Origin of the sequence: Kiloniella sp. (genome assembly GCF_965205715.1) — a bacterium.
Taxonomy (GTDB): domain Bacteria; phylum Pseudomonadota; class Alphaproteobacteria; order Kiloniellales; family Kiloniellaceae; genus Kiloniella.
Map to the genome: position 1 here is coordinate 179347 of NZ_CBDBHW010000001.1, position 24189 is coordinate 203535.

Consider the following 24189-nt stretch of genomic DNA (forward strand, 5'->3'; position numbering starts at 1 on the left):
CCCCATAAGGGATAGTTTATATTAAAGTTTGCCCGGAAACGATGACCCAGCCCGAAACACCAACCCATACAGCAATTGTGATCATTAACTGTGGGTCTGAAAAGAGGGCATCCGTTGGTGATTCTCCTCCATCAAGCATTTCAACAATATACCAATAGCGATAAATGCCAAAAAGGACGATAGGAATTGTTATCGCAAGCTCGGGCCGGGTTGTGACGACAAACAGGCTATAGAAAACCAATGCTCCTGTCGCGGCCATCTCTGCGAAACGGTTAACCAGGGGAACAGAGTAGGATTTGAGAACTTCCCGACCAGCTTTGCCGCTGTCTTGCAACTCTTGACGGCGTTTGATCGCGGCAAGAAAAAGAGCGAGGCAAAGGGTTGTGACAAACATCCAGGCCGATACTGGGACGTCAAGGGCAGTAGCACCGGCGAAAACGCGTAGGACAAATCCAGCTGCTATGGTGAAAATATCGAGTACAGGTTGGAACTTTAGATAAAACGTGTAAGCAAAATTCAGAAGAATATAAGTTAGAAGTACCAAAGTGGCATTTGGGAGTGCAAAGTATCCGGCAACAAGCACGCCATAAAGAATGAGAAGTAAAATAATAGCCTGTGAAATCGAAAGCGCACCAGAGGCAAGGGGGCGCGTTTGCGATTTCTTAGGATGTTTACGATCATTATCGATATCTCGGATATCATTGACGACATAAACAGCAGACGAGGCGATGCAAAATAAGAAAGCGATAAGAAGAGTTCGTGATATTGCTTCAGGATCGCTAAAGAGGCCGGTAAATATTAAAGGAGCTAATACAAAGCCATTTTTAATCCACTGTTTGGGCCGCATCAGTTTCGCAAGGCTGAGCCCTAAATTTGAAGTATCACTTTTAATGTCTTTATTCTCACTATTCACTCTAATTTCTTTCCAAAGTCGTAAAACTCCATGAGCCTTGTAATCAGCTATACTCTTTTTGCCATTATCGCGACTATTGCAAACATCGCAGCACAGGATTTGTTTATCAATTTCTACCCTGGCCCTTATGCTCTTTTACTATCGGTGGGCGTAGGTACACTTATCGGGCTTATCGTTAAGTATTTGCTAGATAAAAGGTATATATTTCGTTACCGGACCACGGGTATTGGGCATGAAACTAAAATATTTATACTTTATGTTGCGATGGGCGGTGTAACCACTTTGATTTTTTGGGGTTTTGAGTTTGGCTTTCATTTCATATTTGAAGATAAGCTGATGAGATATTTAGGCGGTGTAATCGGGCTCGCTATTGGGTATTGGATCAAATATCAGTTGGATAAAAAATATGTATTTGTTTCAAAGGAAATCGAATGCTGATCAGTGGTTGGGGACGTTATCCATTTGTCGATGCTGAACTGTCTCAACCCTTGTCGTCCGGTGAGATAAAATCTAATCTCTCTGACGGAACTTCTTTTTGTGGCGTAGCCCGCGGAATGGGGCGAAGCTATGGGGATAGTTCTCTTGCAAGCAACATAATTACCACCAGCCACCTTAGCCGATTTCATGAATTTGACCCTGAGAGTGGATGTCTAACCTGTGACGCTGGGGTCAATATTTCGGACATACTGGATGTCTTTGTCCCGAAAGGCTGGTTTCCTAAGGTTACGCCGGGGACTAAATACGTATCGGTTGGGGGCGCCATTGCCAGTGATGTCCACGGTAAAAATCATCATCTGACCGGGACGTTTTGTGATCATCTCCATTCTTTTCGAATTTTGGTGGCCAATGGCGAAGTATTGCATTGCTCGAAATCAGAAAATAGAGATTTATTCATTGCGACCTGTGGAGGAATGGGGCTCACAGGGATCATTCTTGATGCGACGTTTTATTTACAAAAAATCAAAAGCAGTTTTGTGGATGAGACGACTTATAAAGCGCGGAATTTAAAGGAGTGCTTTGAACTTTTTGAAGATAACGTAAGCGCTGACTATTCCGTTGCTTGGGTGGATTGTCTACAGCAGGGCGATAACTTGGGGCGATCTTTGTTCATGCTGGGAAGGCATAATGAACAAGCCGGATTAAAGGAGATCTCTAAATCTGGACCTTCAATTCCTTTTGTCTTCCCCAATATCGTTCTTAATAAATATTCGGTAAATCTGTTCAATCAGTTGTATTACGCTCGTGTGCGTTCAAAGATCCAGGAACGAACCGTTCATTACAATCCCTTCTTTTATCCTTTGGACGGGATTAAAAACTGGAATCGTTTATATGGTTCAAATGGTTTTGTTCAATACCAGTTTGTTATCCCGAGAGATGCTGGCCTGGCGGGAATGACTTTGATCCTTGAAAAGATTGCGGCTTCGGGGGCAGGTTCCTTCCTTTCTGTGCTTAAAGCCTTTGGTAAAGGAAATGCCAATCTGCTTTCTTTTCCCCTTCAGGGATACACCTTGGCATTGGACTTTAAGCTCACAGATAAGGTTTTAAGTCTGTTGAATGAATTGGATGCCATTGTGAGTGATTATGGTGGGCGGGTTTATCTTACCAAGGATGCGCGTATGAGCGAACAGGTATTCAAGAAGGGGTATCCAAAATGGGAAGAGTTTCAAATGATCCGTGAAAAATATGGGGCTCAAGGTGTTTTCTCCTCCGTGCAATCAAAACGTTTAGGGCTTGGGTAAATGAAAAAAGTACTGATTATTGGGGCCACATCTGCCATTGCAGAGGCGACAGCGAGACTCTTTGCCAAGCGTGGAGATCGGTTGTTTCTACTGGCTAGAGACGAAGAGAAATTATCTGTGGTTGCCCGGGATCTAAAAGTCAGAGGCGCTGAAGACGTTCTAACTGGTGCCTTTGATGCAGTGGATATGGAAGCCCATGGTCCTATGCTAGATGCTGCAGTTAAAGGGCTTGATGGCATTGATATTGTTTTAGTTGCACATGGGACACTTCCTGACCAAAGCGCTTGTGAAGCCAGTGCTGAGGAAACGCTCTTAGCAATGAACATCAATACAATGAGCGTTATTTCTCTTCTCACACACCTTGGGAATATATTTGAGAATCAGGGCTCAGGATCTATTGCAGTTATCTCCTCTGTCGCCGGGGATCGAGGTCGGCTATCAAATTATGTTTACGGCGCTGCCAAAGGGGCGGTGTCTATTTTTCTGCAAGGGTTGCGTCATCGATTACACAAGGCGGGAGTGCATGTTTTAACGATTAAGCCTGGCTTTGTGGATACCCCGATGACTGCTGAATTTCCTAAAGGGCCGCTGTGGGCGCAACCTGATCAAATAGGACGGTCGATTTTTACGGCTCTTGAGAAGAAAAAATTGGTCATTTATGCTCCAGGGTTCTGGGCACTGATCATGTTGATTATACGCCTCGTGCCAAATTGGATTTTCCACAAAACAAAGCTTTAGATTTTGCACTGAAGTCCCTAAGCTCCGGTTGTCATAATTGTTCGCGGAGGTCACTTTGCGAGCGGAGTCCGGAGATTTAGTATGTTTTTTGTCCCAGGTAAGCATAAAGAACAGGGCTTACCTTATAATCCTTTCAAGGCCTGTGTTCTGCCGAGGCCAATTGCCTGGCTTTCTACGCAATCAGCAAAGGGCGTTTGTAATCTCGCACCCTATAGCTTCTTTAATGCTTTTTCCGATGAGCCGCCGATTATTGGTGTCGGCATTGCCCCCGATAGCCGGGGCGAAGGGGTAAAGGATACGTTGACCAATATTCTAGAAACAGAAGAGTTCGTCTTCAATTTGGTATCCTGGGAACAACGCACAGAGATGAATGAAAGCTCTAAACCTGCCCCAGGCCACATCGATGAGTTCGAGGCGGCAGGTTTGGAAAAGCTTGCCTCTAACTTTATCAAGCCTCCACGGGTAAAGGGTGCCCCGGTCCATTTTGAATGTAAGCTGTTTAAAACGGTTGCGCTTCCAAACAACGCTGATGGAAAGCACTATACCTTGGTATTGGGCGAGGTAATTGGTATGCACATTGATGAAGCCTATCTAACGGATGGCATGGTCGATGCGACCAAAATGAAACCTCTTGCCCGTCTTGGGTATCAGGATTATTCGGTTGTAGAAGACGTTATTCAGTTGGTCAGGCCACAGGCCTAGCAGAGTTTTGATCTGGTTTGTAAGTAAATAGAGAGTTCGGGGGCGTTTTGGATTTTTTGATAGAGCATTTACAGCTGGAATCTAGCGATCTCTTTTATGTTCTGGCTTGTGGGTTGATCGCAGGACTGTGCCGTGGTTTCGCTGGCTTTGGACTGTCAGCCTTGATCGTCACTTCTATGACCCTGGTACTATTGCCAAAAGAGGTGGTTCCTATCGCACTTCTGCTGGAGATGCTTTCGAGCCTGGTGATGGCGCGTATGACCTGGAGTGCCATTCAGTGGTCCCTTTTGAAATGGCTTTTTGCAGGGGCTGCGATCGGTGTACCTGTAGGTGTGCTGATGTTGAAAGCCATTCCAGCTGATCCGCTTCGCATTGTGATATCGGTTGCGGTTTTAGTGGCGAGTGGACTTTTGTTCTTTGGTCGCCATTTCATGCTCAAAGAAAGCGGACCAAAGAATTTATCTGTTGGATTGGTATCGGGGGTCGCTAATGGCGCAGCTTCTTTGGGCGGGCTGCCTGTTGCCATTTATATGATGGCCGTCGCCTTTCCAGCCGAAGCTGTCAGAGCGACAATGAACCTATATTTTCTTGTTCTGGATGCTTATGGCACCGGAGCACTGGTTTTTGCGGGCCTACTTGATGAAGTCACACTCGCACGTACAGCCTTCTTGGTAGTCCCAGTTGTCTTTGGAATTTATGTTGGAAACAAAATTTTCCAACGATCTTCAGCGACGCACTACCGTTATGTCGTTTTGACGCTTCTGATGATTTTATCAATAACTGGCCTGGTGAAATCGTTTATCTAGAAGCTAGAGAATACCCGGTATGAGCCCCGTTATGAGTAGGGGCGCAGAAACCGCAATTAACATCCAGATACCTGCACCAATATAGAGCTTAAGCGCGCGTTTGATGTCGGGGGCAGAGAGCTCAGTTCGGCCGCCATCGCCCATCCAGGGATCATCAACGACATATCCGGGATAGGTTCTTGGTCCTGCAAGAGCAAAGCCGAGGGTGCCTGCTACGGCTGCTTCTTGCCATCCAGCGTTGGGAGAACGATGTTGTCCCGCATCGCGGAGCATAACTTTCAATCCCTGAGTACTTGAAGCGCCGGGAACAAAGAGAGCAGCCAGCACATAAAACAGTCCAGCCAGTCTGGCAGGGATGAGATTTACGAGATCATCCAGACGGGCTGCGAATTTACCAAAGGCCTCGTAGCGATCGTTTTTGTGCCCGATCATGCTGTCCAACGTGTTAATCGCTTTGTAGGCACAAAGTCCAGGAAGGCCGAAAAGAGCAAACCAGAAAACGGGGGCAACAACTCCATCCGAAAAGTTTTCAGCCATGCTTTCAATGGCTGCACGGCAGATTCCAGCTTCGTTCAAACTCTCGGGGTCGCGACCAACAAGGTGGCTGATAGATACCCGTCCTTCTTTCAACCCAACAGCTAAGTCTTTGGCAACATTACGTACTGCTGTTCCCAAGCCGCGGTAGGCAATAAGGCTGGAAGCAAGGATGGATTCGACGATCCAGCCATGAGATACTTGCCCCAGAGTACGGGAGAGTATAAGACCGAGAGCAGAGGCCAGAGTGATGATGCCCAGGGATAATATCGCACCAAGAACTATCCCCGTTATGCGGGAGTTCTTTGAGCGGTTTAACCAGGTTTCGCCATACTCTATGGCTTTGCCGATCACAACAACCGGGTGGGGTATATAACGATATAACCAAGCCGGGTCACCGATCACAATATCGATTAAGATTGCTGTGATCAGAGTGAGGATTGGTAAAAAAAGTGGTTCTTGGACCAAATACGACATCAACATGGCGCGAGAATGTTAGCACTCTTGTTACAGGTCAAGTAGTCGTAAGCGAGAATATGTAAAAAGACTATCGTAGCAACGCCACCCTGTTGCTAAAAATATATGGATGAGGTGAGTATAATGGCCGAAAACGGTCCTAAAATTGGTGTAATGGTTTGTGGACATGGCAGCCGCGATGAAGGCGCCGTCCGTGAATTTGATTCCGTTGCCCGTGGTATTCGTGAGCGCTTGCCTCAGTATGAAGTTGATAGCGGCTTCCTCGAATTTGCGACCCCGATTATTCGTACCGGTTTGGATAACCTTCGTGAATCCGGTCACGATCTGGTTTTGGCGATCCCTGGCATGTTGTTCGCTGCCGGCCATGCCAAAAACGATATCCCTTCTGTGCTTCGCACCTATGAAGCACAAAATCCTGGGATGAAGATTGAATATGGTCGCGAGTTGGGTATCGACACCAAGCTCATTAAAGCCGCTGCCGCGCGTATTCAAGAAGCCGTTGATGCTGCGAATGCCGAGAATGGAGAGCTGCCACTTAGCGAAACCATGTTGATGGTCGTTGGTCGTGGGGCGTCTGATCCCGATGCCAATTCCAATGTAAACAAAGTCATGCGTCTTCTTTGGGAAGGCTTCGGCTTTGGCTGGGGTGAAGTTTGTTATTCCGGTGTGACTTTCCCGTTGGTTGAACCTGGCCTCGAACATGCATCTAAGCTTGGTTATAAACGCATTATCGTCTTCCCTTATTTCCTGTTCACTGGAATTTTGGTGAAGCGCATTTACGACTACACAGACGTTGTCGCTGAACGCCATCCTGAAATCGATTTCGTGAAAGCCCCTTATCTTTCTGATCACCCACAAGTTCTGGATGCTTTTGCAGATCGGGTTCAGGAAATTCTCGACGGTGCTAACGTGATGAACTGTAAACTCTGTAAGTACAGAGAACAGGTTCTCGGCTTTGAGGCTGAAATTGGCCTTCCACAGGAAAGCCATCACCATCACGTGGAAGGTATCGGTACGGGCGATGCTGATGTGCATGATCACTCTCATGGGCATGACCATGACCATGGGGATCATCACCATCATCCTTATCCGCATGCCGACCATCCACTTGGCCCTGTAACGATGACCAAGGACGAAGCCAGCTCTTAAAAGCTGGTTGTAGGGGATGCTCCATGACGATTGAGTACGATTACATTCGAGATCCACAAGAGATTTATCGCGAGTCTTTTGCACAGATTGAAGCCGCAACTGATTTTGGATCAATGCCTGCAGATGTCGCGGATATTGCTGTGCGTGTTATTCATGCCTGCGGTATGCCAGAAGTCGTTGGTGAGTTGGCCTGGAGTGATGATGTCGCAATCAAAGGCCGCGAAGCTTTAAAAGCGGGCGCAAAGATTATTGTCGATTGCCGGATGGCCCGGGATGGTATTATTCGCAATCGCCTTCCTGCCGATAATGAAATTCTATGTCCGCTGATTGATGAACGTGTTCCCGAGATTGCAAAAGAGATCGGCAATACCAGATCGGCTGCGGCAGTTGAGCTTTGGAAAGAAAACCTAGAGGGTTCCGTCGTTGTTATTGGCAATGCACCCACGGCTTTGTTTAGGCTTCTCGAGGTCTTGCATGCTGGCGCGCCAAAACCTGCGGCGATACTTGGATTTCCTGTAGGTTTTGTCGGAGCGGCAGAATCAAAGGAAGCCTTGATTGCAGCTGACATTGGTGTTCCCTTTATGACGTTGCGTGGACGCCGGGGTGGTTCTGCGATTGCTTCAGCGGCTCTAAATGCGGTGGCAAAGGATAATCAATGAGCGATACCGCTTGGCTGACAGTACTTGGTATTGGAGAAGAGGGGCTTGATAGCCTGACGCCGGTTGCGCGTACTCTTCTTGATCAAGCGACTGTGTTGGTCGGCGGTGAACGTCATCTTTCTATGCTGACTTCTTCTGGGCTAGATTCTTCTGGGGTGGATAATCGCGAAAAAATAGTGTGGGGCACGCCTTTTTCTTCCATGGTTGAGAAGATCTTGGCGCGTCGCGGGGAGAAAATCTGCATCCTCGCCTCGGGTGATCCCATGTGTTTTGGTGTTGGTGCAACCTTCGCCAAACGGCTTCCGCAAGATGAAATGCATATTGTGCCGGGGATCTCTTCATATTCGTTGGCCTGTGCCCGTCTCGGCTGGGCGATGATGGATGTGGATCTCTTTACCCTGCACGGACGTCCTTTAAGCCTAATGCATAGCCACATTCAGCCGGGCGCACGGTTGTTGATGCTCAGTGAGAATGCAAAAACCCCGGGCGAGGTCGCTGACCTTCTAACGGACCGTGGTTTTGGCGATAGCAAGATTACAGTGCTCGAGCACATGGGCGGGACAAAAGAACGAATTGTTGAAGGCGTTGCTTATTGTTGGAGCCATCCTTCCGGTGCCGATCTCAATACCATTGCCGTGGAATGTATTCCAACCCACCGAGCCGACGTCCTCTCCACGGTTCCTGGTTTGCCGGATGATGCCTTTGTGCACGACGGGCAGTTGACCAAGCGCGTTATTCGAAGCTCGACCTTGGCTGCTCTTATGCCCTTACCGGGGCAGATGCTCTGGGATCTCGGTGCGGGAAGCGGATCGATTTCTATCGAATGGATGCGCGCAGCCCGCGGTGCAAAAGCAATTGCGGTTGAGCGTCAACAAGATCGTGTGTCGATGATAGCGGCCAACGCGCAAGCCTTGGGGACGCCTTATCTTTCGATCAAAGAACAAACTATTCCTGAAGCTTTAGATGAGCTGACCAAAGAAGGGGAGCGTCCCGACGCAATCTTTGTTGGCGGCGGCGCGACGACGGATAATTTGTTTGATCGTTGTTGGGCTGCTTTGAAACCAGGTGGTCGCTTTGTGGCAAATGTTGTTACGCTCGAAGGCGAGATTAAACTTTCTGAGTGGCATAAAAAAGTTGGGGGAGAGCTTAGCCGAATTTCGGTAAGTCATGCTTCTCCTATTGGACCCTATCATGGCTGGCGACCGGCCATGCCTGTAACACAGTATGTAGTGACGAAAAGATATGACGGGTAAATTATACGGTGTCGGGATTGGTCCCGGCGATCCTGAACTTCTGACTTTAAAGGCCTTGCGTCTGATCCAGGGGGCTCCGGTACTAGCGTACCCTGCACCTGACGTCGGCGATAGTCTGGCACGTTCAATCGTGGCCGAGCACCTTCCCGGTGGGCAAACCGAATATCCGATCCGTATACCTATGGTGACCGAGCGGTTCCCGGCGCAGGATGTTTACGACAAAGCCTCCAGGGATATTGCCGAGTTTCTCGACGCTGGACAGGACGTGGTTGTTCTTTGCGAAGGTGATCCCTTCTTCTATGGCTCTTTCATGTATCTGTTTGGTCGCATGATGGAAGACTATGATGTCGAAGTTGTCCCCGGCGTGTCTTCTCTTATGGCGTGTTCTGCCATGGTCGGCGCACCACTGGCGGCACGTAATGATGTCATGACCATCATCCCTGGACCTGTTGACGAAGAGATTATGAAGCAACGTCTGCGCAATGTGCAGGCGGCGGCAATCATCAAAGTTGGACGCCACTTTGAAAAAATCCGCAACATTCTCGAAGAGTTGGATTTGGTTGACTGCGCCCGGTATGTGGAACGCGCAACCATGGAAAACCAAAAAGTTATGCCGCTAAGCGAAGTTGGCGATGCCAAAGCTCCTTATTTCTCAATGATATTGGTCCACAAACGTGGTGAGGCCTGGACACTGTAATGACCCAAAAATTTGATCACTCTCCCGCCTTTGTTGCTCTAACTGCTGAAGGTGCCAAGCTTGCCACTAGACTTCGTGACGCCTTTGGCGCTGGTGAAGTTCATGGCCGTACGGGCCGTGTTGAAAGTGCGGACGTTTCCTTTGATGAAACCATTGCCCATCTTCAATCGTTGTTCCGCGAAGGTCGCGCGATCGTTGGTGTGTGTGCTGCCGGTGTTCTTATCCGGGGACTATCACCGCTTTTGGCTGATAAACGTGCCGAGCCACCCGTTATTGCTGTTGCTGAAAACGGTTCTGCTGTGGTGCCTCTTTTGGGTGGACACCACGGCGCCAATGATCTGGCAAAGACCCTGAGCGAAAAGCTTGAAGTCTCGGCCTCGATCACAACTGCTTCAGATAACCGCTTTGGTATTGCGCTCGATAATCCTCCGGCTGGTTGGAAGCTTGGTAATCCCGGCGATTACAAAGCCTTTATCGCGACTGTATTGGCTGGGGCATCCGTGAAGCTCAACGGCGAAGCCAATTGGGTGAAAGCAGGCACTCTGCCGATCTCTAACGATGGCGATCTTACAATCACCGTGACCAAAAAGGCAGTTGCTGGTTCCGAGACCGAACTTGTTCTCCACCCTGCGACCCTCTCTCTCGGTGTTGGCTGTGAACGCAATGCGGACGAAGAAGAACTATCTGCGTTAGTACATGAAACTCTGAAAGCTGAAGGCCTGTCACCTAAAGCCGTCGCGGGTGTTTTCTCTATCGATGTAAAGGCGGACGAAACTGCTGTACAGGCGCTTGCTGCTGAATTGGATGTACCCGCGCGCTTCTTTGCTGCGGCAGAGCTTGAAGAACAAACACCGCGTTTGAAAACCCCTTCAAATATCGTCTTTGCTGAAGTCGGGTGTCACGGTGTCTCCGAAGGATCAGCGCTAGCCGCTGTTGGCTCAGAAGGTAATCTTCTTGTTGCAAAGAACAAATCCAAGCGCGCAACCTGTGCCATTGGTCAGGCTACAACGGTAATCGAAACATCGACACTTGGTCAGGCACGCGGAAAACTCTTCGTTGTTGGTCTTGGCCCGGGTGATCAATCCTGGCGGGCGCCGGAAGTTGACCGCGTGGTCCGTGGTGTGACCGATCTCGTTGGTTATCACCTTTATCTTGATCTGCTCGGTCCCCTAGCTGAAGGCAAAGACCGTCACGGGTATGAGCTCGGTGAGGAAGAAATGCGCGTTCGTATCGCGTTGAACCTTGCTGCTGAAGGTCGTTCCGTGGCACTGGTTTGTTCTGGTGATCCCGGCATCTACGCCATGGCCGCTCTTACTTTTGAGCTGCTTGATCGTGGTGAGCGCGCGGACTGGAACCGTGTTGATATTAAAGTCACGCCGGGAATTTCTGCCCTACAGGGTGCATCTGCCCGCATCGGTGCGCCTCTCGGACACGACTTCTGTACCATTTCTCTGTCGGATCTTTTGACCCCGTGGGAAGCGATAGAAAAGCGCTTGAATGCTGCCGCTCAAGGCGACTTCGTGATTGCGTTCTACAATCCGGTTTCCCGTCGTCGGACCAAACAGTTGGCAACAGCGGTTGAAATCCTGCTCCAGCATCGCCCTGCGGATACGCCGGTTATGCTTGGTCGGAACCTCGGTCGTGAAGGTGAGAGCATGACCGTTCTTCGCCTTGACGAACTAACACCGGATAAAGTCGACATGCTGACCGTGGTTCTGGTTGGGTCGTCCACTTCCCGCAAGATTGAAAAATCAGACGGCACCTGCTGGGTCTACACCCCACGTGGCTATGAGAAAAAAGCGCACCTCTACGAAAATTTCGATGAGACCGGTGAAGTAAAACAAATTAACGAAGGAACCGCAGCATGACCGTTTATTTCATTGGTGCCGGACCAGGCGCACCAGATCTGATCACCATCCGCGGTCGCGATCTCATCGCCAAGTGTCCCGTTTGTCTCTATGCCGGATCTCTGGTTCCTGAAGGCGTGATCGCCTTTGCGCCTGAAGGGGCACTGATCAAAGACACCGCGCCGATGAACCTTGATGAAATCATCGATGATATCAACGAAGCACATAAAGAAGGCAAGGATGTTGCCCGGGTTCACTCTGGCGATCCCTGCCTCTATGGTTCCGTCGCCGAACAGATGCGTCGTCTCGACCAGCATGGCATCGACTACGAAGTCGTGCCGGGTGTGTCGGCTTATGCAGCCGCTTCTGCTGTGATCCAGAAGGAATTGACCCTTCCAGAAGTCAGCCAGTCCATCATTCTCACGCGTACAGCGATGAAGTCTTCGGCGATGCCGAACAACGAAGATCTTGATACCTTCGGCAAGTCGGGCGCGACCCTCGCGATCCACCTGTCGGTACGTAACCTCAAACATCTTCAGGACACTCTGATCCCGCATTACGGCGAAGACTGCCCTGTGGTCATCGCCTACCGGGTGACCTGGCCGGACGAACTCATCATCCGCTGTACCCTGAAAGACGTCCGTGAAAAAGCACGTGAAGCGAAAATCACCCGTACCGCGCTGATCCTGGTCGGACATGTACTTGCCGATGATAAAGACTTCATCGACAGCAAACTCTACGACCCGGACTTTGTCCACGTCCTACGCCTCGGCAAAAACAAGAAAAAAGCCGCCGAAGTCGAACGGGTCGCCAACATCCCCGGCGGATTGGACTGACGATTGTCAGGTTTCGTTTTGATTTGAGTATAAGAGAGGCTTTAGGGCCTCTCTTTTTTTGACTAAAGCGTTTTTAAGTTCTAACTGTTGGGAGGCAGTTGATAACTGGACATGATCGATAACCATTCAGGGTCAACAGACATCTGTGTTATTAGTTTGTCCAAGAATGTATGAACTCTGGGGAGGTAACCGCTCAGCATTATGCGCCTAACATAAACACTATGGTTGTCGGCGCTAAAATAGATTTGCCCTTCTAGTTTTTCTTCCCATACCAAATATCTAGCAGCGCTTTCAGCTATTATTCCTACATCGACTCTTCCTCCAGCAACGATGCGGACCAAACTTCGCTCATTTCTTGCATTCATTCTTGAAATTCTGCCCAGTGCGACTTCGTCATCAAGGTTGGAATAATGGTGGCCAAGTATCCCACCTAATACGAGATCTTGAAGATCGTTTGTGCCTTTAACATCAATAGGGCTTTGTTTTTGAGAAATATAAACATTGCCATCCGACATAAGTGGGGCGGTCCAGGCGTACTTTGTCCTTGCATCTTTCCCGAACCAGTCGGGAGAGGCCCAGGGGACAATAATATCACTGTTGGTTTTTAATAAAGCGTCAAGGCGTTTGCGTGGAACGATGTTCAGCTTAAAAGTATAACGTCCTTCACCGTGTTGATTTAAATATCTTAGTAAATCATAGCTAAGCCCTGTGTTTACCGCCGTAACAAAAGGGGGAACATTGTGATAGGTGTAAACTTGATATTCAGCAGCACGGCTTTGATTTGTGGTGCAGCTAAATATCATCCCGATAAGCAAAGCGACAGCTATTAAGTGTCGAAGATTAAGCTCCCAAGAAACAAGAATAATCATGGCCCGACCAGTCGCATAAGAATATTCGCGAAAATGAATTATACTCAATTATTCCCTAAAAATTCCTTTCATTCAGAGTTTATATATTTGGCTCTTCTCCGCTTTGTTGAGTAGAAAAAGATGCCGACCGCCAAGTAACCTGTTGATATGTATGGTTTCTGATAACTTTACATAGAGCAGGTATATGACAATCAACATCTCGCAGCATATTTTAGGCCTCAAAGGGCAACGTGTAAATGAAATTAAACTGGATGACGGCGGTGTTAAGATTGTCATTCACTGCAGCCGAGACGCGCGTAGGAGGGCTATAGACCCTGCTACAGGCCAGAAGGGAAGCATCAACCAGCATGTCCGCCGACAAGTAAACGACATCCCCCTTTTTGGGTATCCTTGTGTGGTCGAGATTGAGCTGGCGCAGGTTTATATTAACAAGGGCGAACGCCGCATTGAGGGGTGTGATTTTGTTGATAAAGGGTGCCGTTTCACTCACCGATTTTGCCGACTGATCAGTGGATTATGTCGGCATATGTCTATTCAAGCGGTTTCCAGACATTTGGATATACGATGGGAAACGGTCAAGAATATCGACAGGGCATACCTTATTGAAACTCTCCCTACGCTTGATCCTGCAGAGCTAACTGGCTTGGAATATATTGGTGTAGATGAAGTTGCCCGGGCGAAAGGTCATGACTACATGACGGTGGTCTACGATATGGTTGGCGGTCATCTGATCTGGGTTGAAGCAGGCCGAACTGCCGAGGTTTTTTCAAGGTTTTTGAAACAACTGCAACCAGATACAGCCTGCAAAATAAAGGCCGTAGCGATGGATATGGGGCCTGCCTACCAAAAGGCTGTCAGAGAGTCCTTGCCGTTGGCCGACATAGTATTTGACCGTTTCCACGTCATGAAAAACTACAGCAAAGCTATCCATAATCAGCGTCGACTTGAGTTCAGAAAGGCCGATCCAAGTGGTAAAGAGTTGATGAAAGGGACACATTATCTGTTGCTCAAAAATGCGGATAAGTTGAGTGAAAAACAAAGTGACAAGCTGCAAAGGTTGCTGGAGAGCAATAGCAACCTGAATGCACTTTACGTCTTGAAAGAACAGCTTCAGCTGCTGTGGAGTGCCGCTTCATTTGAGGCGATGGCGGAGCAACTGGAACGTTGGTGCCTGATAGCAGATCAGTCACAGATGCTCTATCTAAAAAAGTTCGCGAAATCCCTACGGAAACATTGTGTGGGCATCTGCAACTACGCCAAACACAAGCTCACAAGCGCCAGGATAGAGGCTGGTAATGTCAGTATAGGAATGATCCGTAAGCGAGCCAGAGGCATCAAGGATACCGAATACTTCAAACTCAAAATTAGACAATCATCCATTCCAGATAATCAATCTATGCTCTATTTGAAATCCTAAATCTACTCAACAAAGCGGAGAAGTGCCATATAGGCTCTTCTCCGCTTTGTTGAGTAGAAAAAGATGCCGACCGCCAAGTAACCTGTTGATATGTATGGTTTCTGATAACTTTACATAGAGCAGGTATATGACAATCAACATCTCGCAGCATATTTTAGGCCTCAAAGGGCAACGTGTAAATGAAATTAAACTGGATGACGGCGGTGTTAAGATTGTCATTCACTGCAGCCGAGACGCGCGTAGGAGGGCTATAGACCCTGCTACAGGCCAGAAGGGAAGCATCAACCAGCATGTCCGCCGACAAGTAAACGACATCCCCCTTTTTGGGTATCCTTGTGTGGTCGAGATTGAGCTGGCGCAGGTTTATATTAACAAGGGCGAACGCCGCATTGAGGGGTGTGATTTTGTTGATAAAGGGTGCCGTTTCACTCACCGATTTTGCCGACTGATCAGTGGATTATGTCGGCATATGTCTATTCAAGCGGTTTCCAGACATTTGGATATACGATGGGAAACGGTCAAGAATATCGACAGGGCATACCTTATTGAAACTCTCCCTACGCTTGATCCTGCAGAGCTAACTGGCTTGGAATATATTGGTGTAGATGAAGTTGCCCGGGCGAAAGGTCATGACTACATGACGGTGGTCTACGATATGGTTGGCGGTCATCTGATCTGGGTTGAAGCAGGCCGAACTGCCGAGGTTTTTTCAAGGTTTTTGAAACAACTGCAACCAGATACAGCCTGCAAAATAAAGGCCGTAGCGATGGATATGGGGCCTGCCTACCAAAAGGCTGTCAGAGAGTCTTTGCCGTTGGCCGACATAGTATTTGACCGTTTCCACGTCATGAAAAACTACAGCAAAGCTATCCATAATCAGCGTCGACTTGAGTTCAGAAAGGCCGATCCAAGTGGTAAAGAGTTGATGAAAGGGACGCATTATCTGTTGCTCAAAAATGCGGATAAGTTGAGTGAAAAACAAAGTGACAAGCTGCAAAGGTTGCTGGAGAGCAATAGCAACCTGAATGCACTTTACGTCTTGAAAGAACAGCTTCAGCTGCTGTGGAGTGCCGCTTCATTTGAGGCGATGGCGGAGCAACTGGAACGTTGGTGCCTGATAGCAGATCAGTCACAGATGCTCTATCTAAAAAAGTTCGCGAAATCCCTACGGAAACATTGTGTGGGCATCTGCAACTACGCCAAACACAAGCTCACAAGCGCCAGGATAGAGGCTGGTAATGTCAGTATAGGAATGATCCGTAAGCGAGCCAGAGGCATCAAGGATACCGAATACTTCAAACTCAAAATTAGACAATCATCCATTCCAGATAATCAATCTATGCTCTATTTGAAATCCTAAATCTACTCAACAAAGCGGAGAAGAGCCAGAGTACAAAACTTTTGGGGTGGTCACGCCTAAGCTGTATGACCCGGTGTCTGTCCTCATGCTCGATTTTGTTGGATTTACCGATATGGCTGCATCTAGGGATCCTGTTGTCACGGTGAGCGAATTAAATGATATCTATAGTGCGTTTGATCGTATTGGTGAGCAATATGGTTGCGAGCGAATCAAAACAATCGGAGATGCCTATATTGCAGTATCTGGTCTTCCTGAGCCGATGCCTGATCATGCCCAAGCTGTTGCAAACACAGCAATTCGCTTTGTTCGGTATCTAGAGCGCCGAAACGAGGGGCATTCGAACCAATGGTTATGCCGCATTGGCATTGCGACAGGAAGTGTGGTGGGGTCGGTTGTTGGTATCCAAAAATATGTTTATGACGTTTTTGGGCCTGCAGTAAATCTCGCATCACGTTTACAGGGATGTTCTGAACCCATGGAGATTACCACTCACAAACTTTTACGAGATTCGTTGAAAGAAGAGTTTTTAGTTGAGGCTGCTGGTACTGAAGACCTCAAGGGGTTTGGTGAACAACAACTGTTTAAGATTCGAGATGGCCGTGTTGATATTATGATGGCGGGTTATCAGTAGTTTATCTCTGACAGCTGTTCTGAATTTTAGTCAGTTCACGATCTTTCTAGATTAAAATTAATCTCCTTTTTTGGCGCCACCTGTAAGCGAAACATCTTTCAGTGAGGGCTTCAGGCTGAGGTCTGGAGAAAAGTTTTCAGTGTTTTCGTTCACTTTGATATCCAGCAAATCCGGGCTGTTTTCTTATTGGTTTGAGAGCCACTTTCGAGCCAGTTCTGGGCTTTCCGCTACATTGGCTGGAGGTAGTTCTGGCCGGGAAATCATCAGGACCGGGATATGACATTTTCTTGCGGCCTGAAGTTTCGCCGCGGTTGCTTCGCCACCTGAATTTTTACTAATGATGATATCGATTGAATGCTCTTGTAACAGTTTGATTTCGTTCGCGAGAGAAAAGGGGCCGCGTTCAAATAAAATCTTTATGTTGGTCGGTAGAGGGCTCAACTCAGGCTGTTCAATCATTCTCGCAAGATATTTGTGATGTGGGATATTCGTAAAAGCTTCGAGCTCTTTTTGTCCTGTGGTGATAAAAGCGTGCCAAGGCTTTTTACAGGATCTTAAGTGGTTGAGAGCGCCCTCTATATCTTCCACATTAATCCAGCGATCGGCATCCGTTTCAATCCACGTGGGACGAGACAAAATGACATGGGGGATATTTAAATCTGTACAAGCTTGAAAAGCATGAGCGGTCATTGCTTGGGCAAAGGGATGAGTTGCATCTACAACGGCTGATATCTGCTTGTCTCTCAAATAGTGTTTGAGCCCATCTATACCACCAAATCCTCCTACGCGTTCTTGTCCGGCAACAGTTTTGCGCTTTTTGGTAACGCCAGCTCGGGAGGTAATAACTTCTAGCTGATTATCCTCTGCAAGCAGGTTCGCAAGATCGTTTGCTTCGGTTGTTCCCCCAAGGATCAATACGCGTTTGAGTGTGGTATGTTGTTTCATTATTTATCGATGTCACTGCGGGCGATTATGTTACCGGGGCGATCAATGATAATAACATCCACGGCCGTTTTACCATTCAGGATTTTAAGCGCTTCATCTCTTGCAAGATAGGCAATTTTTTCAGCCAAGGGGATGCCTTTTTCAAGGCAACGAACCAAAATTTGATTGGCCGTATTAGCTGTCTTGGCTTCTTCAATTACATCAGTTGGGGCGTTGAGTTCTTCCAGACGTTCCGCGAGCCAGGACATGTCGACCTGGCTGCGTCCTGAATGTAAGTCCCGGTGACCCATGGCTAACTTTGTCAGTTTGCCGAAACCGCCCCCAATTGTGAGGCGCGGAAGAGGGTGCTCTCGTAAGTATTTAAGCATGCCGCCGGCGAAGTCTCCCATATCCAGCATGTCGCCTTCTTCTAAGCCATAGAGATCCATGACAGCTTTTTCCGAAGTGGACCCCGTACAGCCAGAAACGTGGGAACGTTTGGTGGCGATAGCAACGTCAATGCCGCGGTGGATAGAATGAATCCATGACGAGCAGGAAAAAGGAACCACGACACCCGTTGTGCCGAGGATGGAAAGGCCGCCGAGTATACCAAGTCGTGGATTCCAAGTCTTGGTTGCGAGCTCTTCTCCGCCGGGGATGGATATCTCTATAATCACATCACCAGTTCCACCATGCTCTTGGGCAACATCGGCAATGACTCCACTCATCATTTGCCTTGGCATGGGATTAATCGCGGGTTCTCCCGCGGGGATGGGAAGGCCGGGCTTGGTAACCATACCAACACCTTCGCCTGCGTGAAAGACAATGCCGCTTCCAGGCTGTCCGAGACTGACCCGAGAGATTATAGTTGCCTGGTGTGTGACATCAGGATCGTCACCTGCATCCTTGACGATTGCCGCCATGGCTGTGGTATCGTTTAATTCTTCTCTACAAAGGGCAAAAGCAGGTTGCTCTCCTTTTGGCAGAGTTATAGTAACAGGATCGGGAAATTGGTTGGTTAAAAGAGCTGTATAGGCCGCTTTGGTTGCCGCTGTCGCGCAGGCACCCGTGGTCCAGCCTCTTTTCAATATTCCTTCAGGTTTTCGAGCCATGATCGTTATATACTAAGTTGTTAATTTACAGTTCGTTTGGCTTAATCGTTGGGGTCTTTTTAAAATTCGGCCCGCAAGTAACACAAGTTTGGTAACACCGTAAGAGCGAAGCTACACGAGAAGGACAGTGTGATAAATGGATAAACTGCCGCTAGATCTACCTGATTTTCAACCCGGCTGGGTTTGGCTTGTTGGTGGAGGCCCCGGAGATGCTGGGTTATTGACGCTTTATGCCTTGCACGCGCTGAGATCAGCTGATGTGTTAGTTTATGATGCCTTGGTTGGTGATGATGTCCTGAAGCTGGCGCGTGAAGGCTGTGAGCTTGAATACGCAGGCAAACGCGGAGGTAAGCCATCGTCAAAACAGGCTGATATCTCTCAACGTTTGGTGCAGCTTGCCCGTGAAGGCAAGAAAGTGTTGCGCCTCAAAGGCGGTGATCCCTTTGTTTTTGGCCGGGGCGGCGAAGAAGCCTTGGCGTTGGTTGAAGCAAATATTCCCTTCCGTGTCGTCCCTGGTATCTCCAGTGGAATAGGTGGACTTGCGTATGCAGGTATTCCGGTAACGCACCGCGAATGTAACTCGGCTGTGACTTTTCTTACGGGTCATAATGCCAGTGGTATCGTGCCCGATAACATTAATTGGGCAGGGCTCGCGCAAGGCTCTCCTGTGATTGTTATCTACATGGCTATCAAGCACCTTGGCGATATTGCTCAAAAATTAATAGCAAATGGACGTTCGGTTGATGAGCCCGTTGGTATTGTCAGTCGCGCCTCTACCCCTGCACAGGAGGTTTTAGAGACGACGCTGGGGACCTGTGTTGAGGATGTTGCTAAAAGCGGCATTGAACCTCCTGCACTTGTTGTTGTCGGGGAAGTTGTCCGGTTGCGTTCTGGCCTCGATTGGATGGGCGCGATTGACGGTAGGGTGTTAACTTCCGATCCCTTGGGAGTGAAAACACAATCTGAAAAGGTTGCGAGCGCTTGAATTCAGGAGCCAGTGGAGAAATCGAAAAAATTTCCAGAGATATTCCCAGAGATATTCCCAGAGATATTCCCAGAGATATTCCCAGAGATATTCCTGGAGGTTTGATCATTGCGGCACCGTCTTCTGGTAGCGGCAAGACGACACTCACACTGGCTCTGCTGAGGCATTTCAAAAATAGTAATGTTCGGGTCGCCCCGGCGAAAATTGGACCTGATTATATTGACCCGGCGTACCATGCTGCAGCTGCTGATCGACCATGTTATAATCTAGATCCTTGGGCCATGAGTGATGACAGTCTTGCTTCAGTCATTTCTCTTGCCGGGCAAGAGGCAGATTTCATTTTGGCCGAAGGTGTCATGGGACTTTTTGACGGAGCTGCCGGTGGTGCAGGGTCAACTGCGGCCCTTGCCAAGAAAACCGGATGGCCTGTTGTTCTTGTTATTGATGTCAAAGGAATGTCTGCCTCTGCGGCTGCGATACTTCACGGTTTTGCATCTTTTGATCCCGAAGTCACCATTGCAGGGGTGATCTTTAATCGGGTGGGATCTCTACGTCATGTCTCTCTGCTCAACGAAGCCTGTGAGCCCTTGGGTATTCCTGTGTTAGGATACCTTGAAAGGCAAGATCAGATGGTGTTGCCAAATCGCCATCTTGGTCTGGTTCAGGCCGTAGAACATAAAGAAATAGATCTCTATCTGGATCAGGCTGCCGAGCAAGTCGGGATAGATATCGATTGTGGCAAACTCCTGGCACTGACAAGTCCTTCATCTCTTCCTTCCCGAGATGTAACAGCCTTTATCCCTCCGATCGGGCAACGGATTTCCGTGGCCCAGGATGTCGCTTTTTCTTTCGTGTATCCAGCTCTTCTTGATGGGTGGCGGTCTGCGGGCGCTGAGTTGAGCTTCTTTTCTCCGCTAGCGGATCAAAAACCTGCACTTAATGCGGATGCGATCTACTTGCCAGGGGGGTATCCTGAATTACACGTGGGTCAGCTCGGGGCCAATGTGAGATTTTTTCACGGCCTACGTAATGCGGCGGCAGAAAATGTGACCATTTATGGGGAGTGCGGTGGTTATATGGTCTTGGGGCAAGGTTTAATTGATGCGCGGGGCGATCATCATGAAGTGGCTGGTCTGCTCCCGATTGAAACATCATTTTCTGTTCGCAAGAGATCGCTCGGATACCGAAAGGTCAAAACACTGGTGGATAGTCCTCTGGGGCTAAAAGGCAGTTGTTATCGAGCTCATGAATTTCACTATTCTACCGTGGTTGGTAATGAGGGAAGCCAGCCTCTTTTCGACGTTACGGATGCCAATGAACAAGATCTAGGCCAGGTTGGGTGCCAAAATGGATCTGTTATTGGGTCTTACATTCATTTGATCGATCGTTTTGCTGCTCTTTAACTAATTCCTTGATTGTTTTTCTGAGGGGCTTGCCCTTTCGTATGGAACTTATCGACGTATTATGCGTGCCGGAAAAAGATCGACTGAGCGATTGCGCCGAGGTGAAGCCACATCTCAAGGCTATCTGCTCGATTGATAAGTCTGTTTCTAAAGCAAGGTCACGTGCGCGGCCTAAACGGAGCATTTGGTAATATTTACCTGGAGATGTCCCCAGCTCATCTAGAAATAATCGGTTGAGTGTACGCAAGGACGTCGATGCAGCTTGGCTGATCCTGCCGAGCAATAAGGGGTGTTCAATATTTTCAGCCATGACATTTATTGCTGTTAGCAGCGCCGGGGAACCTTGATGTTTTAAAGTGCCAGGGCCGCGTCTCAACTTGTTTTGTCTTTCCGGATCATAGATAAACATTGTCGTCGCATCGAACGCTGCAGCGGCCCCAAATTTCTCTCTTATTAAATCCAGGATCAAATCGAGTGCAGTTGACGCTCCTCCACATGTCCTCATACGACCTGATTTGACAAAGCGTTGTGTCGTGACGTTTACAGCCGGAAAATGTTCCTGAAAAGCATCAAGCTCTTGCCAGTGTATCGTTGCGTCATGATCATCGAGAAGCCCAGTCGCGGCCATCAACCAGGGCGCTGTATCCAGGCCCAAAATCGTGCCAGCACTCCTTGTTGCTAAACGAATTTGCAAAAGGGCCTCAGGATTTACGAGACGGCGTACGCCATAACCTGCAACAAGAATTACAGTATGGTTTCTTTCCAAAACCGGTAGAGGTGTATCTGGCTCAATACTCAGCCCGCTTGAACTTTTTACCGGCGCGTTATTAAGAGTAGAGATTTGCCACTCGAGAGTTGCCCCAACAGATCTTATCTTGACGTCTCGCAGGGGTTCCATAGCACTTGCCAACACCATATTGGAAAAGCCTTCAAACAGTATGAAGTGAAATTTATGTATTGAATTTGGCATGATTGGTTAAAAATATGGCATTAAATGACATTATGCAACTCTGAAACGTGGATAAACTCCCTTTAATTCGCTGCTATTACTTGTCTAGAACGCTACCTCCATGTCGCGTAGTTGTGCATTGGAAGATTGTTTTTTTGAGCTTGTCGTCAGGTCACGTAGACCAACTTACATCCTACAAAATAGAGAGCTCAACCGCCTGAGATAATATGTTTAGGTGGAAGGTCGGACAGGTAAATTCGACAGGGGAAATAATAACAGATCCGAGGAACGGATCGGCCTCTCACCGCAGGAAGTGATTGTGGTGTTTTATATCTGTCAGCTCAGGGAGGAAACTATGTCTGACAATACCTCAAACAACCATCTGGTGGCAAAATCCGGGTTTTTTACCGGGTTGCATCCGGGGATGGGAATGGCTGCAAAAGCAATGATTGCGGCATTTGTTATTTTTACAGTGCTCAATGTTGAGTTTGCCGGAAGTATCTATAAATCAGTACGGAGCTGGATCGAGAGCGGCTTGAGCTGGTACTATATAACGGTACTTGCTGGCGTTATGTTCTTTTGCTTTTTTCTGATGTTCTCCAAGTGGGGAGCTCTCCGTTTGGGGGATGATGATTCCCGGCCGGAATTCAGCAAATTTTCATGGTTTGCGATGTTGTTTTCTGCTGGAATCGGGATTGGGATCCTGTTTTTTGGCGTAGCAGAACCCGTGTTCTACTTCGATAATTCAGGCGCATTTGGCTATCCGAATAACCCTCATGCGGAACTGGCCGGCCATACCGCAATGGATATGCAACGTGCTATTGACGCGATGCGTGTTACGTACTTTCACTGGGGGTTCCACGGCTGGGCACTCTATGTGATTGTGGGACTTTGCTTGGCTTATTTCGGGTTTCGCAAAAAGCTTCCGCTGACCATGCGATCCGCGTTGTATCCGATTTTTGGCGAGCGTATCTATGGTCCCATAGGGCACATGGTTGATCTATTGGCAGTGTTTGGTTCTGTGTTTGGAATTGCAACCTCCCTCGGACTGGGTAGTAGTCAGATCGCGACTGGACTGAATGTTCTTTTTGGGATTGATCCCGGCATGATGACCAAGGTTGTATTGATTGTTGTCGTAACGATCATAGCAACAGTTTCCACTGTTTCTGGCGTGGGCAAAGGTATTCGGATGATTTCCGAGTGGAACATCTGGTTGTCCATGGTGCTTCTTGCCGCTTTTGTTGTCATTGGTCCTATGAAATGGCTTCTTGGGTTTTATGTCACGACACTGGGTGATTATCTTTGGAACTTTATTCCAATGGGTTTCTGGACAGCCAGTTCCGAAGAAAATGTCGCCTGGCAAGGTGGTTGGACCATCTTCTATTGGGGATGGTGGATTGCCTGGGCGCCAATGGTAGGTATGTTCATCGCCCGGATTTCACGTGGTCGTACTATTCGTGAATTCATGGTCGGAGTGTTGTTTGTGCCAACAGCAATCGCCTTTTTCTGGCTCTGTATGTTTGGCGGTAATGCGATATGGCAGGAAATGAATGCGGTCGGTGGACCTGCCGTTGACGGTGGTGCCGGCATTATTCAGACTGTACGTGCCTGGGACCTTCCTTCTGCGTTATTTGGAACGATTGGCAATCTTGGAACAACTTCCTGGTTGGGTGATCTTTCCTGGACAGCATGGCCACTATCAGCTCTTGCGACCTTGCTTTTGGTATCCTGGTTTGTGACTTCTGCAGATTCCGGAACTCTTGTGATCACAACAATGCTGTCTATGGGGGATGATAATCCACCAAAGAAATTCCGCATTATCTGGGGGTTTGGTATTGGAGCTACGGCGATTGTATTACTACTTTCCGGTGGCCTGGGTGCTTTGCAAACGGCATCTATTGCAGCAGCATTCCCGATCTCATTCATCATTCTGGCAATGTGTTGGGGACTGTACAAATCTTTAAAAACAGATAGTTCCGCCGCACCGATTGGTGAACTGTCAAGTGCGCCAGATGGCACACGAATGACGCAGGATTTGCACGCGTAAAATCGTTATGTTCCGGGCCAGTTAGACTGGTCCGGAATACGATATAAAATCAAAACATAATGTAAAATAATACCGAAATGCTACAATCTGGCTCCTAAACTGCCTAATAGCATGGAAGTATGCTATAATATCATTGAGTCAG

At 48.2% G+C, this 24189-nt stretch carries 25 protein-coding genes; 17 read left to right on the top strand and 8 right to left on the bottom strand.

Annotated elements, in window-relative coordinates; genetic code table 11:
• Window positions 1-16 precede the first annotated feature (16 nt).
• Window positions 17-913, bottom strand: coding sequence for a decaprenyl-phosphate phosphoribosyltransferase (locus ACOGW3_RS00970; RefSeq protein ID WP_419901241.1), 897 nt, complete (start codon window positions 911-913; stop codon window positions 17-19).
• A gap of 30 nt (window positions 914-943) precedes the next feature.
• Between ACOGW3_RS00970 and ACOGW3_RS00975 the strand changes: the two genes are divergently transcribed.
• The 5 genes from ACOGW3_RS00975 (at window position 944) to ACOGW3_RS00995 (ending at window position 4898) form a co-directional block, all read left to right on the top strand.
• Window positions 944-1351: a GtrA family protein gene (locus tag ACOGW3_RS00975; protein ID WP_419901242.1), complete on the top strand. Its 408-nt coding sequence runs from the start codon at window positions 944-946 to the stop codon at window positions 1349-1351.
• Window positions 1345-2652 carry an FAD-binding protein gene (locus ACOGW3_RS00980; RefSeq protein ID WP_419901243.1) on the top strand — a complete coding sequence of 436 codons (1308 nt, stop codon included), beginning with the start codon at window positions 1345-1347 and terminating at the stop codon, window positions 2650-2652. The genes ACOGW3_RS00975 and ACOGW3_RS00980 overlap by 7 nt, the downstream gene beginning before the upstream one ends.
• On the top strand, window positions 2653-3390 hold the full coding sequence (locus tag ACOGW3_RS00985; protein WP_419901244.1) for an SDR family oxidoreductase: 738 nt from the start codon (window positions 2653-2655) through the stop codon (window positions 3388-3390). It begins immediately after the preceding gene.
• An 81-nt stretch (window positions 3391-3471) separates the two neighbouring features.
• A complete protein-coding gene (locus tag ACOGW3_RS00990) occupies window positions 3472-4092 on the top strand; it encodes a flavin reductase family protein (RefSeq protein WP_419901245.1) in 621 nt (206 codons plus the stop codon).
• A gap of 47 nt (window positions 4093-4139) precedes the next feature.
• Window positions 4140-4898: a sulfite exporter TauE/SafE family protein gene (locus ACOGW3_RS00995; protein ID WP_419901246.1), complete on the top strand. Its 759-nt coding sequence runs from the start codon at window positions 4140-4142 to the stop codon at window positions 4896-4898.
• Between the two features lie 3 nt (window positions 4899-4901).
• On the opposite strand, the gene cbiB is transcribed toward ACOGW3_RS00995, so the two are convergent.
• Entirely contained in the window at window positions 4902-5909 is a 1008-nt protein-coding gene (cbiB, locus tag ACOGW3_RS01000; RefSeq protein ID WP_419901247.1) for an adenosylcobinamide-phosphate synthase CbiB, read from the bottom strand.
• Between the two features lie 123 nt (window positions 5910-6032).
• Between cbiB and ACOGW3_RS01005 the strand changes: the two genes are divergently transcribed.
• The 6 genes from ACOGW3_RS01005 to cobM are packed head-to-tail and all read left to right on the top strand — an operon-like array spanning window position 6033 to window position 12350.
• Window positions 6033-7058 carry a sirohydrochlorin chelatase gene (locus ACOGW3_RS01005; protein WP_419901248.1) on the top strand — a complete coding sequence of 342 codons (1026 nt, stop codon included), beginning with the start codon at window positions 6033-6035 and terminating at the stop codon, window positions 7056-7058.
• Between the two features lie 23 nt (window positions 7059-7081).
• On the top strand, window positions 7082-7717 hold the full coding sequence (locus ACOGW3_RS01010) for a precorrin-8X methylmutase (protein ID WP_419901249.1): 636 nt from the start codon (window positions 7082-7084) through the stop codon (window positions 7715-7717).
• Complete coding sequence (gene cbiE, locus ACOGW3_RS01015; RefSeq protein ID WP_419901250.1) at window positions 7714-8970, top strand: precorrin-6y C5,15-methyltransferase (decarboxylating) subunit CbiE; 1257 nt, start codon at window positions 7714-7716, stop codon at window positions 8968-8970. The genes ACOGW3_RS01010 and cbiE overlap by 4 nt, the downstream gene beginning before the upstream one ends.
• Window positions 8960-9667, top strand: coding sequence for a precorrin-2 C(20)-methyltransferase (locus ACOGW3_RS01020; RefSeq protein WP_419901251.1), 708 nt, complete (start codon window positions 8960-8962; stop codon window positions 9665-9667). The genes cbiE and ACOGW3_RS01020 overlap by 11 nt, the downstream gene beginning before the upstream one ends.
• Window positions 9667-11535 (top strand): precorrin-3B C(17)-methyltransferase, encoded by a 1869-nt coding sequence (gene cobJ / locus ACOGW3_RS01025; protein WP_419901252.1) that lies wholly within the window; start codon window positions 9667-9669, stop codon window positions 11533-11535. The genes ACOGW3_RS01020 and cobJ overlap by 1 nt, the downstream gene beginning before the upstream one ends.
• Window positions 11532-12350 (top strand): precorrin-4 C(11)-methyltransferase, encoded by an 819-nt coding sequence (gene cobM / locus ACOGW3_RS01030; protein ID WP_419901253.1) that lies wholly within the window; start codon window positions 11532-11534, stop codon window positions 12348-12350. Before cobJ ends, cobM begins: the two co-directional genes overlap by 4 nt.
• 80 nt (window positions 12351-12430) lie before the next feature.
• Here the strand turns inward: cobM and ACOGW3_RS01035 are convergent, their stop codons facing one another.
• On the bottom strand, window positions 12431-13219 hold the full coding sequence (locus tag ACOGW3_RS01035) for a hypothetical protein (RefSeq protein WP_419901254.1): 789 nt from the start codon (window positions 13217-13219) through the stop codon (window positions 12431-12433).
• 72 nt (window positions 13220-13291) lie between these two features.
• Complete coding sequence (locus ACOGW3_RS01040; protein ID WP_419901255.1) at window positions 13292-13417, bottom strand: hypothetical protein; 126 nt, start codon at window positions 13415-13417, stop codon at window positions 13292-13294.
• Between ACOGW3_RS01040 and ACOGW3_RS01045 the strand changes: the two genes are divergently transcribed.
• Window positions 13404-14636 (top strand): ISL3 family transposase, encoded by a 1233-nt coding sequence (locus ACOGW3_RS01045; RefSeq protein WP_419901077.1) that lies wholly within the window; start codon window positions 13404-13406, stop codon window positions 14634-14636. The genes ACOGW3_RS01040 and ACOGW3_RS01045 overlap by 14 nt on opposite strands.
• 6 nt (window positions 14637-14642) lie before the next feature.
• On the opposite strand, the gene ACOGW3_RS01050 is transcribed toward ACOGW3_RS01045, so the two are convergent.
• Window positions 14643-14777 (bottom strand): hypothetical protein, encoded by a 135-nt coding sequence (locus ACOGW3_RS01050; protein ID WP_419901256.1) that lies wholly within the window; start codon window positions 14775-14777, stop codon window positions 14643-14645.
• Here ACOGW3_RS01050 and ACOGW3_RS01055 point away from each other — a divergent pair.
• On the top strand, window positions 14764-15996 hold the full coding sequence (locus ACOGW3_RS01055; RefSeq protein WP_419901077.1) for an ISL3 family transposase: 1233 nt from the start codon (window positions 14764-14766) through the stop codon (window positions 15994-15996). The two genes, ACOGW3_RS01050 and ACOGW3_RS01055, sit on opposite strands and share 14 nt — an antisense overlap.
• Before the next feature lie 46 nt (window positions 15997-16042).
• Window positions 16043-16627, top strand: coding sequence for an adenylate/guanylate cyclase domain-containing protein (locus tag ACOGW3_RS01060; RefSeq protein WP_419901257.1), 585 nt, complete (start codon window positions 16043-16045; stop codon window positions 16625-16627).
• Window positions 16628-16810: 183 nt separating this feature from the next.
• On the opposite strand, the gene ACOGW3_RS01065 is transcribed toward ACOGW3_RS01060, so the two are convergent.
• A complete protein-coding gene (locus ACOGW3_RS01065; RefSeq protein WP_419901258.1) occupies window positions 16811-17572 on the bottom strand; it encodes a cobalt-precorrin-6A reductase in 762 nt (253 codons plus the stop codon).
• Entirely contained in the window at window positions 17572-18663 is a 1092-nt protein-coding gene (locus tag ACOGW3_RS01070) for a cobalt-precorrin-5B (C(1))-methyltransferase (protein ID WP_419901259.1), read from the bottom strand. Before ACOGW3_RS01070 ends, ACOGW3_RS01065 begins: the two co-directional genes overlap by 1 nt.
• Window positions 18664-18799: 136 nt before the next feature.
• Here ACOGW3_RS01070 and cobA point away from each other — a divergent pair, with 136 nt between their 5' ends.
• Together cobA and ACOGW3_RS01080 are read left to right on the top strand one after the other, a co-directional pair.
• Window positions 18800-19648 (top strand): uroporphyrinogen-III C-methyltransferase, encoded by an 849-nt coding sequence (gene cobA / locus ACOGW3_RS01075; protein WP_419901260.1) that lies wholly within the window; start codon window positions 18800-18802, stop codon window positions 19646-19648.
• A complete protein-coding gene (locus ACOGW3_RS01080) occupies window positions 19645-21051 on the top strand; it encodes a cobyrinate a,c-diamide synthase (RefSeq protein ID WP_419901261.1) in 1407 nt (468 codons plus the stop codon). Before cobA ends, ACOGW3_RS01080 begins: the two co-directional genes overlap by 4 nt.
• Here the strand turns inward: ACOGW3_RS01080 and ACOGW3_RS01085 are convergent.
• Window positions 21005-22021, bottom strand: a complete 1017-nt coding sequence (locus tag ACOGW3_RS01085) for a GlxA family transcriptional regulator (RefSeq protein WP_419901262.1) — start codon at window positions 22019-22021, stop codon at window positions 21005-21007. The genes ACOGW3_RS01080 and ACOGW3_RS01085 overlap by 47 nt on opposite strands.
• 334 nt (window positions 22022-22355) lie before the next feature.
• Between ACOGW3_RS01085 and ACOGW3_RS01090 the strand changes: the two genes are divergently transcribed.
• Window positions 22356-24047, top strand: a complete 1692-nt coding sequence (locus tag ACOGW3_RS01090) for a BCCT family transporter (protein ID WP_419901263.1) — start codon at window positions 22356-22358, stop codon at window positions 24045-24047.
• Window positions 24048-24189: the final 142 nt, after the last annotated feature.